This is a genomic window from Methanobacterium alkalithermotolerans (assembly GCF_018141185.1).
In the GTDB taxonomy this organism is placed as follows: Archaea; Methanobacteriota; Methanobacteria; order Methanobacteriales; family Methanobacteriaceae; genus Methanobacterium_F; species Methanobacterium_F alkalithermotolerans.
Genome location: NZ_CP058560.1, coordinates 1,938,225 through 1,952,290, shown reverse-complemented (window position 1 = coordinate 1,952,290; position 14,066 = coordinate 1,938,225). Strand labels below are relative to the sequence as shown.

Here is a 14,066-nt window from a genome sequence, read left to right as displayed (position 1 = left end):
TTATCAGCAGGATACCAGAACATACTGATTGTAGCAGTTTTATGTGCACTGGTGGCATTTATTTCAACTTATTCAATGATGCCCCGACTTATAAATAAACTTAAAGAAGCTAATGTAGTGGGTAAAGATATTCATAAGGTATCAAGGCCTTTGGTAGCAGAAATGGGAGGCATTGGAATACTTTTTGGATTTACCATAGGTATGTTCATTGGTATCTATCTTTTCCCGGAGCTGCAATATGAACTGATTGTGACTTTACTGGTTATTCTCCTGGTGGGTATAGTGGGTATGGTAGATGACCTGGTAATGTTGTCTTCTAAAGAAAAACTATTATTACTATTTTTAGCTGGTTTACCTTTAATCTGGGTTGCTCCTCCAGAAGTGGGTATATTATACCTGATACTAATGCCCATATCCGTTTCTATTGCATCTAATTTGACCAATATGCTGGCGGGGCTTAATGGGATTGAATCAGGTTTAGGTGCTATTGCCATGATATCCCTTACAGCTTCATGTATAATAATGGGAAAAAATGATGTTTCTATTATCACCATGGCCATGTTAGGGGCTCTTCTGGCATTCTTAATTTATAATAGACACCCCTCACGCGTTTTTCCCGGGGATGTGGGGACTCTGATTATTGGTGCTACCATAGCCGCAGTGGCCTTTATTGGCCGGATAAAAATCATAGCACTGATTGTACTTTTACCCAACATCATTGATGGAATTCTAAAATTTTACAGTGCAGGAGTGGTGGAGAGACAAAACCATGCTCCTACTGAAGTAAGAGAAGATGGAAGGTTGCTCGTACCCCCCAATGGATTTAAGTCCTTGATTCGCTGGATTTTAAAAAGGCCTATGAAAGAAAAGAACGTGGTAATTATAATATGGATTATTGGGATTTTATTTGGTGCTTTAGGAATCCTGCTGGCCTTCATACTCCCTTTAGATCCGGTATAATTTTAAAAAAAATAGGTGAATCAGTCTTCATATAACGTATTTAAAAGATCTATAGCCGCTGATTCAGCATCTTTATTTCCAATTTTTTGGAATTTTTCCACCGCATTTCTAAAATTATCTGAAACTTCTTGCATATCCCCTAAAGCAAAATTTAATGTTCCTAAAAGAACCATCGTCACTCCAGTTCCTTTTTCATCACCTAATCGTCTAAAAAAAGTTTTGGAATCTTCTAAATATTTTTTAGCATCAGTATATTCTTTTTGTTTTAAGGCAATATTACCCAGCATGAGTAGCAATGCTGCTTCTCCAGCTTCATCACCAATATCCCGTGATATCCTGAAAGCATCTTTCAAATGAGATACGGCTTCTTTATCATTGGAATAAGAACTGTAAATGCTGGTAGAATCAACCATATTCACCACAAAATCAAGTTTGGAGTTTAGTTTTTCCAGGTTTAATTCGGGAGGTTCTTCTGGTTCTGGGACTTTTCTCTCTTTAATCTGGCTGATTTCGGTAATATCAATAGCTTCTTTGATCTTCTTTACTTCTTTTATCTTTTCTTTAATTTCATCTTTTAAAGGAGATTTAATAGAAAAGTAAATGCGCATTGCTTCTTTGTAATATTCTAAGGCCTTATCAATATTTCTTGAATTTAAATATACATCACCAATGGAATCTAGGATAAATGCTTCCATTTCTTCGTCATCCATATCAATGGCCATTCTCAAAGCCTTTTCAAAATAGTTTAATGAATCCTCAAAATTATCCTCCTGCAGATAATAAGCCCCTATGCTTATGAGCACATCCAGTTCTTCCTCTTGAATTTCATAGAGCCTCTGCAGATAATATTGGAGAGACATTTCCTTCTTCTTGAGAATATCAAATACGCCTAAAATTTGAATAAACATCTCTTTTCCTCTAAATGTTTAAAAGGCAAATATTCCCGATATGGTGGTTATTATTAATAAAGATAATTTTAGTTAATATCCTTATAAATATCAGGAAATATACCAGAAATATCTAATATTCCATTAAATGAATTTCCAGATTTTTATATATTATTGTTGATAATTGCAATTATAAATATGGTTATATTCAACCTACAGAAATACCAGAAGAGCTAATTTTATAATTTGATTCAGATTCATGAGTGGATGATTCAAATGTAATTTTTTCCCCATCCATCTTTATTACATTGTCAACCAGTTCTATCAAATTTTCATCTGTTTGGTTATCAACAGACCCTTCAGTATGAATAATAATAGCCGCACCATTAGCTTCTTTAATCCGGGAAATATAGGATTTTAAAACCCTTAATACTAACTGAGGTGGATTAAATGCAAATTCGGTGGTTGCAGAATCAAAAATTGATCGGAATTTACTTGACTTTTGAAACACACTGCGGGTGCCAATACCCACTTTAACCATCATGTCTGTGGGGTTCTGGAGAGAAGATATTTTATAATTATTTTTTTCTTCCAGTTTAGCTCCTGAGAGGCGGGATAACAGGTCTATTACATATAAATTTTGATCCTGAAGGTAAGATTGGATGAACCAGTTAAAATCCATGGTTCTTTGTTGTAATTGTTTCCAGCCATAGTCAGCAGTAATATATAAGCAGGGTTCGCCCTGTAATAAGCCATTATACATGAACTGATAACAAAAAATAGACTTACCCACCTTAGGGGGCCCATAAAGAAGACTAACCGTATTTTCCATGATACCGCCATCATCAGCTGCCAGAGCATCAAAACCAGGGATGCCAGATTCATAAAAGTTTTTCATGATATCACATATCTAATAATATAATTATTCAGACTTGTCAATAGCAATTCCCTGTTCAGTTATCTGGTAGGTTGATTCCTTTCTTCCGGTGCCTACCATAGCTTCAATAACTATTTTTTCACCATCTAAGTGGATAATGTTATCAACAATAGCTTTTAACATGGTTTCAACTTTATCGTCTGCAGTGCCCTGAGTATAGGTAACTACAGCCGTACCCCCATCTTCTTTAATGCGCATAATATAAGCAGTTAAAACTCTCACAATGAGCATTTCTTGATTAAAAGCCATTAAAGTAGTAAGTGAATCCAGAACTGATCTGAATCGAGGGGACTTACCGGATATGAATCGGGTGCCCACCCCCAGTTTAACCATTATATCCGTGGGATTGTGTACAGAAGAAGACAGATAGGTGGGAGTATCCATTATCTTATTTCCAGAAACACTGGAAATAGCATCAATTAGATACAAAGATTCTTCATGGAAATAGGTATCTAATTCCCATCCAAAATCACGGGTGTTTTGTTGAAATTGTTTTATTCCATAGTCTGCAGTAATATATAAGCAGGGTTCGCCCTGTAATAAGCCATTATACATGAACTGATAACAAAAAATAGACTTACCCACCTTAGGGGGCCCATATACTAGAGTTACAGTATTTTCTGGAATGCCTCCTACTCCATCACCGGCAGTCAGAACATCCAAACCAGGAATACCTGAGGGAATACGTAAAATCATTTAATCACCATATATAAGTTTTAATAGAGCATCCATAGCATGGTAAATACCTTTTTTTTCAGTAACCACCGCAGGTACTATAGGTATATCCCTGCTTATCTTCATTTTTTTCCTTATGTCTTCCGGAGATAAGGCGTCAGGGAGATCTTGTTTATTGGCTATGATTATTTTAGGGATTGATTCTGCCCTTGTTTTTCTAATCATTTCTTTAGCACGAGCAAATGTCTGAGGAGCAGTAGAATCAACCAGTATAAAGGCACCTACTGCTTCTTTAGATAATACACTTAAAATAAGATCAAATCTTTCCTGTCCAGGTGTTCCAAATACATCGGCTAAAAATCCTTTATAATCCACATGACCAATATCCATAGCAATTGTCGTGGGGAAAGCACCCATAGCTTTTCGGTCTACTGAAACTGATTCTTCAGATATGGATTTAACAAAACTTGATTTTCCAGAATTATAGGGACCGGTTACTAAAATTTTAGGGACATAAACTTTTACCCCTCCTGGTTGAACCACAAAGAATAAAACCATGGTTTCTTTAGGTTCAGTCCAGGTGGCACGAGCCACCATAAATCCCTGCCCTATAATTACCCTTTCTTCTATGGTTCTTAAATCCACCACACAATCCATGGAATTATTTATTTCATCTATTAAATCAGGATGATAGTCCCATTCTGTGAATATATATACCAGGGTGGTTTTATTTTCTCGGGCCTTCTGGTTCCATTTTTTAATTGTTGCCAGGGTTTCCTCCATTTCCATATAATCAATTAATACTGATAGGTTATTTATGACCCCTATACCTCCTGGGACCTCATTAATTGCATCTAAAATTAAGTCTTCAACTTCATTATAGTTATGTACCACATATTTTGCTGAGGAGGGTGTTCCCAGAAAACTGGAACTACCATCCACAAAAAAAACCTTATCCTCCTGAATAAATGATTCTAAGTCCCAGCCATATGAATCAAACTCATACTGGATGGTTTCTGGTTCTGATACATTGGTAAAAATAAAGCCATTATCCCCTTCATTGACTCTACCATTTAGCATCTGATAACCAAATGCTTCACAATCTACTCCTGGATAAGCACAGAACATTACTGAAATTCCATCTAATATTCCCCCACCTAAGAGTTCATCCAGTTTAGGAATGTGAGTTCTTTTCATTATCACATCTCCTTAAGGATGTCGTCCACCTGGGAAGATCGGCTTTCCATCTCTACCAGTATGAGGCCCAGCTGAGCACTTGGCTCTGTTAAAGCTGTAAAAATGGCTTTTTCTCCAGCAGGTTTTAGAATAATGGTTCCTTTTTCAGTTTTTACTGATATCTCATCCACTGAACCAGTATTCATTTGTCCTGATGCCGCTTCAGCCGCTCCCATTATGGTGGAACAAAGAGCAGAAAAAATTCTTGCATCAACATCAGGGGGGGTGCGAGAATTAATTAGTAGTCCCTCTTTAGAAACAATGCCGCAGGCTTTTATTTGTCCCACTTGCATGAATGCAGAAAGCACATCGTCCAGCTTTTCCTTTTTTGTTTTTGTCATGCATTCACCTAAACTATTTTACCTGATTATTTCTATATTCTTAAAGTTATATAAAATGAACATTTTTATAGGAATAATTGATGTTAATATACTTCTCTTTTCGAGTACATCCTTAAATATCATGGTTTAATCTGAATATGTTGATTTACAATCTCATATCTGACCCTGTCAGTTTTAAAACCTCTTATTATAATTTCGTTGCTATCCATATTTATGATACCCTGTGATATCTGTTGAATAGTTTTTATTTCCATATCATCGTGGGCCTGCTCTTCAATTAAAAGTAAAGATACCCCTCCCCCGGACCTGACCCGGGTGGATACCACATGCAAAAACTTAAAAACCGTCCTTAAATTGGAATACATCAACAGAGTTGAAACAGAATCAAATACTATTCTTAATTTTTTTATATTTTTTTCCCGGGATACATTATCAATAAACTCATTTAAAGCCACCATAATCATTGTAAGATCCATAGGACTTTCAATGTATCTGATTTGCTCAAAAAAAGGCATTTCAACTGTAGCACCAAATCTACTGGAAACACAGTCAATTATACAGAAATTGTCCATTTTGATTCCATCAAAATTCTCCAGAATTTTTTGGGCAGTCTCATTGGTGGATACCAGTATGCAGGCTTCCCCTTCTTCCAGGCCTTTTTCAATAAAATATTTGTAAAAAAGATCTTTTCCGGAAAAAAGATCACCTGAGAGGATTATATTTGTTCCAGAAGGTATTAACCATTTCAAATTGCTTATACCGATAGAATAATCCATTTGATCCCCCATGACAACTATACATTAATATTTTTCATATAATTATAATATCTTTGACTATACTATAATTTCATTTAACATATAAATTAGATTATGATTTGCCCTATTTATTTTTGCTTTTATGGGACTAAATTAATACCCCTCTGAAATAGGAAATAGAGGATATGCCGGTCAAACCCACCTGACATCTGCGGTTGTAAATACATATTTTGGAGAAAAAGCAGGGTTATAAAGACTATTAGTAATATTTTCCGTTCCAAAACTTTTAGAGATACTCCTTCTCATGAAATAATTTATTCTACTACCTAATGAATCCCTATAGGTTTTCTGACTTATTCCTGGGGCTGAAACATAGGCTATAAGCTGTATTTTAGTTTTTTGGTAACTAACATTAAATCCACAATTAATAGCATCTATTCTTAATATGCGAATGGATGAGGGAAAATTTATCCTTTCTTTATTGCTTTCATATTCATCAAATGATTTTTCAGGAAAAACTGCAAAACTATTCATATTGGCCCCTTCTATGGCCCCACTGCGGGCTGCAGTAATCGCCCTATTTAATTCATCAGAATCTGTGGCCATGTTAACCATGTTAAGAATTAAAATAAAAGAGATACCTAACCAAAATATATATTCAATTGCTAATTGCCCTTTAAAGTCATTTGATAGTATCATATTGTTCTCCCAGTATATAGGCACTGGATAAAAATTTTATTTAACATTAACGATGTATATAACTGTTTTTCCATTATTTCTTTTATTTAATAGCCTGTATGTCTTTCCAGGCATCATTCTATAGCCTGGCCCGTAAGAAGAGTTGAACCATATATTTACAGGATAAATAGCCGCCTTTCCTTTTCTTCCACCTTGCTCTACATATACCCCTGAGGAATTAACCCATAGTAAATAACTGGATTTTCCCAGGTTTTCGGGAAGTGTTATCCTGATTTCATGTCCATTACCGCCTGCATTTACTTTATTAATGGTACTGGCAACTTTTTCAGCTAGAAATCTTGCTTCAGATAATTTTTCTGTTTCATAAACCATGTCCATGCGTTCGGAAATGATAGTCACCATTCCCATTCCCAGAATAATCATAAGGAGCATAGTAATTAAGAAATCCACTGTTAGATGTCCCTGTTCATCCATGCACATATTATATTATTCATAATATAAAAAGTATTACTTATTTTCATGATAAAAATTCGGGTAATTATAGATAGCCACTCCTGAAAGTGAATTAGAGCTTATCGAAAAAAATTTTACTTCTTAAATATACAACATAAATATAGAAAATAAATTAGCTGTAATTCAATAAGGGAATAAGATTAAAATGTATCTAATCCGGGTCTATTCAGGAGGAATTTATAAATTTGACGAGTTTGTGGAATTTGTGGAAGATTTAGGAGGCCTGGTCCTTAAAAAAGATAGTTTTCATATTAGCCGGGGGCAGTACTACCTCTCAGAAGAAATCAGGGTCTTGACCATAATCCCTCCCGGGGAAGAAAAAGAAGCGGAATTAATGGCAAGAAAACTTAAGGGGAGTATGGAAAAGCCAGATATGAAATTTAAAGAAAAAAAGAAAATTCTATCCTGCCTGGCCATTTATGATTGTTTAGGGCAGTTTCCAGAGGGAATGGAAAAAACAGAAATTCAGGAATATTTAAAATGTCCTTGCCCGGTCCAAATTTGCAATGAAAGTGAAAAGAACTGTTATTTAGATTATCTGGATGAAGTGCTGGATGGAATGGTGGAAATGGAATTTCTGGAAATGAAAAACACCAGCAATACAATAAAATACATCCTCAAGAAAAGGAGCAAATAACCATTTTTTTATAACACCTAACGGCTTATGGACATATATCTGGATAGGCCGGAAAAATATAGATTTAATATCTTCAGGTTAAAAATATGATAAAAGGGAATACTTTGATATTATCTGGTTTTTTAGTTGTTCTACTAGGAATTAGCCTTATTATTATAGGCACTATAATTCAGTCTGGATCCGGCAATAATTCCCGGGAAAATGATTCTTCTGCAGAAATAAAAACCGGAGGAGTTATTCTAATAGGACCCATACCAATTATTTTTGGATCAGATAAACGAATGGCCATTACCGGTGTTGTGATGGCCCTGATTTTAATGGTAGCTTACTATTATCTGTTTTATCGTAAATAGTAAAACCAATTATAATAAGGTAAGTATATAATAAATAAAAAAAGAAGAGAGAAATATGAGAGTATTAATACTTAGTTCGGGAGAATACGGTTCTAGAATAGTTAATCATCTGGCCACCCACGGATTATCATCTTCCATTGTGGGTTTAGAAGAATTTGAAGATAATTTACCAGAATTTATTGATGATTTAACTGAATATATGCCTGAAAATCTTCCAGAATGTGATTTAATTATAGCAGTTGGTCTTTTTGGTGATATTAATTTACTCATATCCTCCATAGTTAAAGAAACAGGTGCAAAATCAGTTATAATGCCTATTCACCACCCTCAACAGATTCCTGCAGGTTTAAAACAGGAAATAAAAGATTCCCTTCAAGAAGCTACCATAGTATTCCCCAAGCCTTTCTGTTCACTCACCTCCCAGGGGGATAGATATATTGATAAATTTGTGGAAAAATTTGGTAAACCTGAACTGGAAATTGAAGCAGACGAATATATAAAAAATGTTCAGGTGAAAAGGGGAGCACCCTGTGGATCTACAGATTTTGTTGCTAAAAAGCTATTAGGAGTTCCTGTAGAAGAAGCAGAATTTGAGGGAGGAGATAAATTCCACAATTATCCCTGTTTGGCCTCCATGAATAAAGATTCTGCCACAGGAGATACTATACTACATTTAGCCGGATATAAAACTAAGGAAGCTATCAAAAGGGCTCTGGGATTTACTTATAAATCAGCAGTGGTTGATCTGGAAGTCTGTCAGGGGGGAGAAGATTGCGAACACCTCTGTCGGGAAGTCTGCCCTAATGTTCTATCTGGAGATAGTACCATAAAATTAAGAGATGACGAAAAGGTAGATATAAACCCTGCTTCTTGCGGGGTATGTGAAATATGCATTCCAGAGTGTCCCTACGGTGCTATAGAGATTGTTGAAGAAAAAATATCCTGCAAAAAAGAATAAAGACTGTATAAAATTGAAGTGACTTTACTGAATAAAATTTAAAAGGTATTCAAAATGAAGGGAAAGGTTGTTTTCATTGGAGGGGGTCCCGGAGACCCTGAACTTTTAACTATAAAAGCTTATAATGTAATTAAAGCCGCAGATATTATCATATATGCTGGTTCTCTGGTTAATAAAGAAATTTTGAATTGTTCTAAAAAATCAGCTCGTATATATAATAGTGCATCCATGGATTTAAGAGAAATAATCGATTTAATGGAAAAAGAAACTAATAACGGACTTACTGTAGCCCGGGTCCATACTGGAGATCCATCCATTTATGGTGCTATCGGGGAACAGATCAGGGAATTAAAAAATAGAAAAATATCTTATGAGATAATACCCGGAGTCAGTTCATTATTTGCAACAGCTGCTGCCTTAGAAGCAGAATTAACTTTACCTGAGATTTCACAAACGGTTATTATCACCCGTCCAGAAGGGAGAACCCCCAAACCAGATAAAGAACATATATCCAGTTTAGCCCGTCATCAGGCTACCATGTGCATTTTTTTAGGTGTTCATATGATTAAAGATGTAGTTAAGGACTTATTAGAGTATTATCCCCCACATACTCCAGTAGGAGTGGTTAAAAAAGCTTCATGGGAGGATGAATTCGTAGTCAGGGGGAATCTGGAGAATATTGCTCAAAAAATAGAAAAAGCAGGTATAACTAAAACTGCGCTTATTGTGGTGGGAAACATTCTGGATCCGGGAGATTTCAAAGCATCTAAACTATATGACGCTGATTTTACCCATGAGTACCGGAATGCCCATAAATTGAAATAAAATTTTTTAAAAATATTTTTTTTATCTGTTTAGATATTATTAAATCATCTATTCCTTTTCTATGATGTGAGGAATTATTTCCATTTTATAACAATGGATTCCCTCTGGAATAAATAAACTGCTGCTTTTAAAATAATTAAATTGGATATAGCCATTATAATCGCCATTATCAGCATATTAAATGTATTCAGGGCGATGATACCTGTTACCTGCATTCCAATCAATAAGAGAAGGGGTATGATAATTATAACCCCCATGTTCTGAGCACTTTTAGGATCATCAGTTCTTGAAGAAGCTATGACTCCTAACATAAAACTTAAAATAGTTACTAAAGGAACAAATAGGAACAAGGATATCCACCAGGAAGGAGATAGTACATAGTTCAATATATCAGGGGATCCAATCCAGTTTACGCCAGTTAAAAATACCAGAGCACATATCCAGGTTATGATTAGTGTAGGGACCGCTCCTGCTGTTGCTTTACCCAAAAGTAATTCCCAGGTCCTTACCGGCGTAGCAAGCAATGGTTCTAAAGCCCCTGCCTGTTTTTCTTCAATAATAGAAAAAGTGGCAAAGATTAGGGAAATCATAATTGGAATCAAGAGTATGTAAAGTGGGAACTGAGAGTAGAAGAGTACCTGAAATTGATCAATGGTAGAAAGTGAAGATAAGGAAGGTATGGAACTTTGCAATAAATTCAGACCACGTTCAAGCAGGGTGCTGTTTAGAGAGTCAGCGCTGGCAAACCTTATAACCATATATACTACAAATAATGCCTGCAGGGTGATTAAAAGAGGTAAAAATATTATAAGTGCCGCAGAATTCAGATTAAAAAAGGTATTTCTCCATTCTTTTACAATTACATTCTTGATGCGGTGTGGTGAATTGTGATTCATAGCCTTTCACCTTCATTTGATTTAATTAAAGCTAAATAAATATCTTCCATGGAATGCTTAGTTTCAAAAACACCTTTAATTCTAGCATCAGATTCCACGAGAGCTTTAATTAAATCAGGGACATACCGGTCAAGGTCAATTAATTCTATTTGTAACTGGTTATCAATTTGTTTAACCCTTTCTACAAATTTTAGTTTTTTAACAGTATCTAAAATAGGATTATTTACTTTTTCCAGATCAACAATCACCGTTTTATTGAAGATTTGAGATTTTAAATTGGAACTAGTATCCAGTGCAACCAGATTTGTATCTATCAATGCAATTCGATCTGCTAAGATTTCAGCTTCCTCCAGGTTATGGGTGCACAAAAATATGGTCCTTCCTTCTTTTTTTAGTTTCATTAAAAGGTCCCTGACTTCACGGGAAGCCTGGGGATCCAGACCAGCTGTTGGTTCATCAAAAAATAGTATTTCCGGTTCATGTATCAAGGATCTGGCTAAGGCCAGTTTTTGTTTCATACCTTTAGAAAATCCTGAGACTTTTTCATCTCTACGCTCCCATAGACCCATTATTTTTAGGTATTTTTCTATTTGATATTCCACATCCAGATGGGCATAGAAGTTGGCAAAAAATTCCAGATTTTTCCAGGCACTTAGTGATTCATAAAACCCTGGAGTTTCAGTTAAAAGTCCAATAACTTCATGTAAATCTTCCACTTCATTTTCAATATCATAACCTGCTACCTGGGCACTGCCACTGGTGGGAGAAATTATACCAGATAGCATTCGTATGGTGGTGGTCTTTCCTGCCCCATTAGGGCCCAGTAGTCCTAATAATTCTCCTTTTTTAACATTTAAAGAAAGATCCTTTACTGCTACCCTTTCTGGAAATATTTTGGTTAAATTAGAGCTTTTTATAATAAACGACATATCAGCACCAGAATCAGCTAACTTAATTAGAGATATTTAGGATTTTTTAGTTAATATCAGATGTAATTTATATTGTATATGCCTTATTTTTTTAGAATAATAATCTATTTCAATAGAAAAAGTATTTGGCCTAAAATACAATTAATTTGAGATGCTCCATTTTGCCACAGTTGCGGAACTTTCGGGTCAGGCCCTTTATTCTTGAAGTTTCGCCCTCTAAAATAAATATCTCCAAACAGTTTTCTTCTTTTAAATGACTGTGAATTTGAGTATTGATGATGTCTTCGAAGTCGTGTTTTATGGTGGTAACTGCACCTTCCACCTTTTGGCTGTGGATTAAAAATAAAAGAGCATTAACCTTTCCTTTAATATTATCTTCAGTTTTATTTTCATCAATTAAGACCCTTGCAGCAGCACGGATAACATCAGATCTCCCTGAAAAACCCATTTCATCTTTTAGTGCATCTATTTCTGCTAAAAGCTTGTCATTTAATGAAATACTAATAATGGCCATAGATCTATTTTTTTTAATAATAGTTTATATATATTTGCATAAATTTTATTAAGATAATGTTTAAGTATTAATAAACCCAGAATATTGATAAGAATATCTGCTTTATCCACTAAAATATCTTAAAATGAATAGCTGTATTTACCCATATTAGTTAAAAACAGATAATATAGTGGTGTAATAATGGAAAAAAGACTTAAAATTATAGTTCCAGTACTGATAATATTAATAATAGCCTCGGTTTTTATTTTCTCCAGCATATATAGTAGTTCCGATCCCGCCAATGAAGAGGATAGGCTCATTGTAGCCGCATCTATAATGCCTCAAAAAGAATTTATAGAAAGGATTGGAAAAGAAAAAGTCCATGTGGTGATAATGGTGCCTTCCGGGGCGGACCCCCATACTTATGAAATTGAACCCCGTACCCTGCAGGAGGTTTCCCAATCTCCACTTTACTTTGAAGTAGGTTCCGGGCTGGAGTTTGAATTAAATTACATGGACAAAATTAAATCCGTTAATCCCGATATGAAAGTGGTGAATAGTTCTAAAGGATTGGACTTTATCCCTAATCCTGAGCACTTTGATGATGCTCAAGGCCATGTTCATGCCGAAAATGAAGCAGACCCTCACGTGTGGACTTCTCCTCGAAATGTGAAGGTGATGGTTGAAAATATTTATCAGGAATTAATAAAAGCGGATCCTGAAAATAAGGAGTTCTATCAAAAAAATAAAGAGGAATATATCTTGGAGTTGGAAGAACTGGATGGGAAAATTATTCAGGAGATATCTGGTAAAGAAAATAGGAAGATACTGGTTTACCATCCTTCGTGGGGATATTTCACCAGAGATTACGGTTTCGAGCAGATTGCCATTGAAAAAGGAGGTAAAGAACCCACCCCTCAGTCCATAGCTAATGTTATAGAACAGGCCCGGAAAAATAATATAAGGATAATATTTGTTTCACCCCAGTTTTCCCGGAAAAATGCAGATTTTATTGCAGGAGAACTGGATGCGGAAGTGGTTTTAATAGACCCCTTAGCACCTAATTATCTGGAAAATATGTTGATAGTTTTAGAAGCCTTCAAAAAATCATAAAAAGGAATCATTTTTATGGCAAATGCAGTTAATATGGAAGGAGTTTATTACAAATTAAAGGATCATTACATCCTGGAAGATGTTAATCTTACCATTAAGAAAAATGATTTCATGGCCCTTATCGGACCCAATGGCGGAGGAAAGACCACCCTTTTAAAATTAATTCTGGGCCTTTTAAATCCATATAAGGGAAATATTGAAGTTCTGGGAATGGCTCCCGGTAAATCAAAAAATATAGGTTATCTGCCCCAGAAGTCCAGTTACCAGTCAAATTTTCCCATAAGTGTACTGGAAGTGGTGCTCATGGGACGTTATAAACAATTATTAAAGGGTTACAACAAAGAAGACAGAAAATCTGCTTTGGATTCACTTAAAAAAGTGGAAATGTTGCATTTAAAGAATGAGCAAATAGAAAAACTATCTGGCGGTCAATTACAGCGGGTTTTTATTGCCCGTGCCCTGAGCAGGAACCCGGAATTACTTTTACTGGATGAACCCACCGCCAGTATAGATCCTCATTTTCAGGGCAAGTTCTATGAAATACTATCTAAACTAAGAAAAAAAATGGCAGTGGTTATGGTTTCACATGATATAGGGGTAGTTTCCTCTTATGTGGATAGTATAGCCTGTTTAAATCAGAAAATTTACTGTCATGGGCCGGTGGAAGAATCAATTGAGGGCCTGGAAAAAGCTTATAAATGTCCTATTGACCTTATAGCACATGGATTTCCACACAGAGTTTTAAGAGAGCATGAATAATTTGATAAAAATGATTTTATAATCTAAAAACTAACTAAAAGGAAAACCTCCTATGAAAAAAAGCAGGAATAATGACCATAAGCTTCCCTGCCGGGACTAT

The 14,066-nt window shown here is 35.3% G+C and carries 18 protein-coding genes; 7 read left to right on the top strand and 11 right to left on the bottom strand.

Features of this window, described 5'->3' with window-relative positions; translation table 11 throughout:
* The first annotated feature begins 75 nt into the window (after nucleotides 1-75).
* Nucleotides 76-960, top strand: a complete 885-nt coding sequence (locus HYG87_RS09795; protein ID WP_394357455.1) for an MraY family glycosyltransferase — start codon at nucleotides 76-78, stop codon at nucleotides 958-960.
* A 20-nt stretch (nucleotides 961-980) separates the two neighbouring features.
* On the opposite strand, the gene HYG87_RS09790 is transcribed toward HYG87_RS09795, so the two are convergent.
* From HYG87_RS09790 to HYG87_RS09755, 8 genes are all read right to left on the bottom strand, one after another.
* Nucleotides 981-1,868 (bottom strand): tetratricopeptide repeat protein, encoded by an 888-nt coding sequence (locus HYG87_RS09790; RefSeq protein WP_211532983.1) that lies wholly within the window; start codon nucleotides 1,866-1,868, stop codon nucleotides 981-983.
* 187 nt (nucleotides 1,869-2,055) lie between these two features.
* The gene (locus HYG87_RS09785) at nucleotides 2,056-2,745 is read right to left on the bottom strand and encodes an RAD55 family ATPase (RefSeq protein ID WP_211532982.1); all 690 of its coding nucleotides are present in this window, start codon (nucleotides 2,743-2,745) and stop codon (nucleotides 2,056-2,058) included.
* 24 nt (nucleotides 2,746-2,769) lie between these two features.
* A complete protein-coding gene (locus tag HYG87_RS09780) occupies nucleotides 2,770-3,480 on the bottom strand; it encodes an RAD55 family ATPase (RefSeq protein WP_211532981.1) in 711 nt (236 codons plus the stop codon).
* On the bottom strand, nucleotides 3,481-4,656 hold the full coding sequence (locus HYG87_RS09775; RefSeq protein WP_211532980.1) for an ATPase domain-containing protein: 1,176 nt from the start codon (nucleotides 4,654-4,656) through the stop codon (nucleotides 3,481-3,483).
* 2 nt (nucleotides 4,657-4,658) lie between these two features.
* Entirely contained in the window at nucleotides 4,659-5,036 is a 378-nt protein-coding gene (locus HYG87_RS09770) for a roadblock/LC7 domain-containing protein (protein ID WP_211532979.1), read from the bottom strand.
* 119 nt (nucleotides 5,037-5,155) lie between these two features.
* A complete protein-coding gene (locus tag HYG87_RS09765) occupies nucleotides 5,156-5,812 on the bottom strand; it encodes an RAD55 family ATPase (protein WP_211532978.1) in 657 nt (218 codons plus the stop codon).
* 171 nt (nucleotides 5,813-5,983) lie between these two features.
* Nucleotides 5,984-6,490 (bottom strand): hypothetical protein, encoded by a 507-nt coding sequence (locus HYG87_RS09760; protein ID WP_211532977.1) that lies wholly within the window; start codon nucleotides 6,488-6,490, stop codon nucleotides 5,984-5,986.
* 36 nt (nucleotides 6,491-6,526) lie between these two features.
* Nucleotides 6,527-6,970, bottom strand: coding sequence for a hypothetical protein (locus HYG87_RS09755; RefSeq protein WP_211532976.1), 444 nt, complete (start codon nucleotides 6,968-6,970; stop codon nucleotides 6,527-6,529).
* 178 nt (nucleotides 6,971-7,148) lie between these two features.
* Between HYG87_RS09755 and HYG87_RS09750 the strand changes: the two genes are divergently transcribed.
* The 4 genes from HYG87_RS09750 (at nucleotide 7,149) to cobM (ending at nucleotide 9,776) form a co-directional block, all read left to right on the top strand.
* On the top strand, nucleotides 7,149-7,640 hold the full coding sequence (locus HYG87_RS09750; RefSeq protein WP_211532975.1) for a methyl-coenzyme M reductase family protein: 492 nt from the start codon (nucleotides 7,149-7,151) through the stop codon (nucleotides 7,638-7,640).
* Nucleotides 7,641-7,726: 86 nt separating this feature from the next.
* Entirely contained in the window at nucleotides 7,727-7,993 is a 267-nt protein-coding gene (locus HYG87_RS09745; RefSeq protein ID WP_211532974.1) for a TIGR00304 family membrane protein, read from the top strand.
* Between the two features lie 55 nt (nucleotides 7,994-8,048).
* Nucleotides 8,049-8,951, top strand: coding sequence for a DUF166 domain-containing protein (locus HYG87_RS09740; protein WP_211532973.1), 903 nt, complete (start codon nucleotides 8,049-8,051; stop codon nucleotides 8,949-8,951).
* A gap of 54 nt (nucleotides 8,952-9,005) precedes the next feature.
* Nucleotides 9,006-9,776, top strand: a complete 771-nt coding sequence (cobM, locus tag HYG87_RS09735) for a precorrin-4 C(11)-methyltransferase (RefSeq protein WP_211532972.1) — start codon at nucleotides 9,006-9,008, stop codon at nucleotides 9,774-9,776.
* Between the two features lie 74 nt (nucleotides 9,777-9,850).
* On the opposite strand, the gene HYG87_RS09730 is transcribed toward cobM, so the two are convergent.
* From HYG87_RS09730 to HYG87_RS09720, 3 genes are all read right to left on the bottom strand, one after another.
* A complete protein-coding gene (locus HYG87_RS09730) occupies nucleotides 9,851-10,672 on the bottom strand; it encodes an ABC transporter permease (protein WP_211532971.1) in 822 nt (273 codons plus the stop codon).
* Nucleotides 10,669-11,601, bottom strand: coding sequence for an ABC transporter ATP-binding protein (locus HYG87_RS09725; protein WP_211532970.1), 933 nt, complete (start codon nucleotides 11,599-11,601; stop codon nucleotides 10,669-10,671). The genes HYG87_RS09730 and HYG87_RS09725 overlap by 4 nt, the downstream gene beginning before the upstream one ends.
* 130 nt (nucleotides 11,602-11,731) lie before the next feature.
* Nucleotides 11,732-12,115 carry a CopG family ribbon-helix-helix protein gene (locus tag HYG87_RS09720; protein WP_211532969.1) on the bottom strand — a complete coding sequence of 128 codons (384 nt, stop codon included), beginning with the start codon at nucleotides 12,113-12,115 and terminating at the stop codon, nucleotides 11,732-11,734.
* A gap of 180 nt (nucleotides 12,116-12,295) precedes the next feature.
* Between HYG87_RS09720 and HYG87_RS09715 the strand changes: the two genes are divergently transcribed.
* Together HYG87_RS09715 and HYG87_RS09710 are read left to right on the top strand one after the other, a co-directional pair.
* The gene (locus HYG87_RS09715) at nucleotides 12,296-13,207 is read left to right on the top strand and encodes a metal ABC transporter solute-binding protein, Zn/Mn family (RefSeq protein WP_211532968.1); all 912 of its coding nucleotides are present in this window, start codon (nucleotides 12,296-12,298) and stop codon (nucleotides 13,205-13,207) included.
* Between the two features lie 15 nt (nucleotides 13,208-13,222).
* Nucleotides 13,223-13,966 carry a metal ABC transporter ATP-binding protein gene (locus HYG87_RS09710; RefSeq protein ID WP_211532967.1) on the top strand — a complete coding sequence of 248 codons (744 nt, stop codon included), beginning with the start codon at nucleotides 13,223-13,225 and terminating at the stop codon, nucleotides 13,964-13,966.
* Nucleotides 13,967-14,066 lie beyond the last annotated feature (100 nt).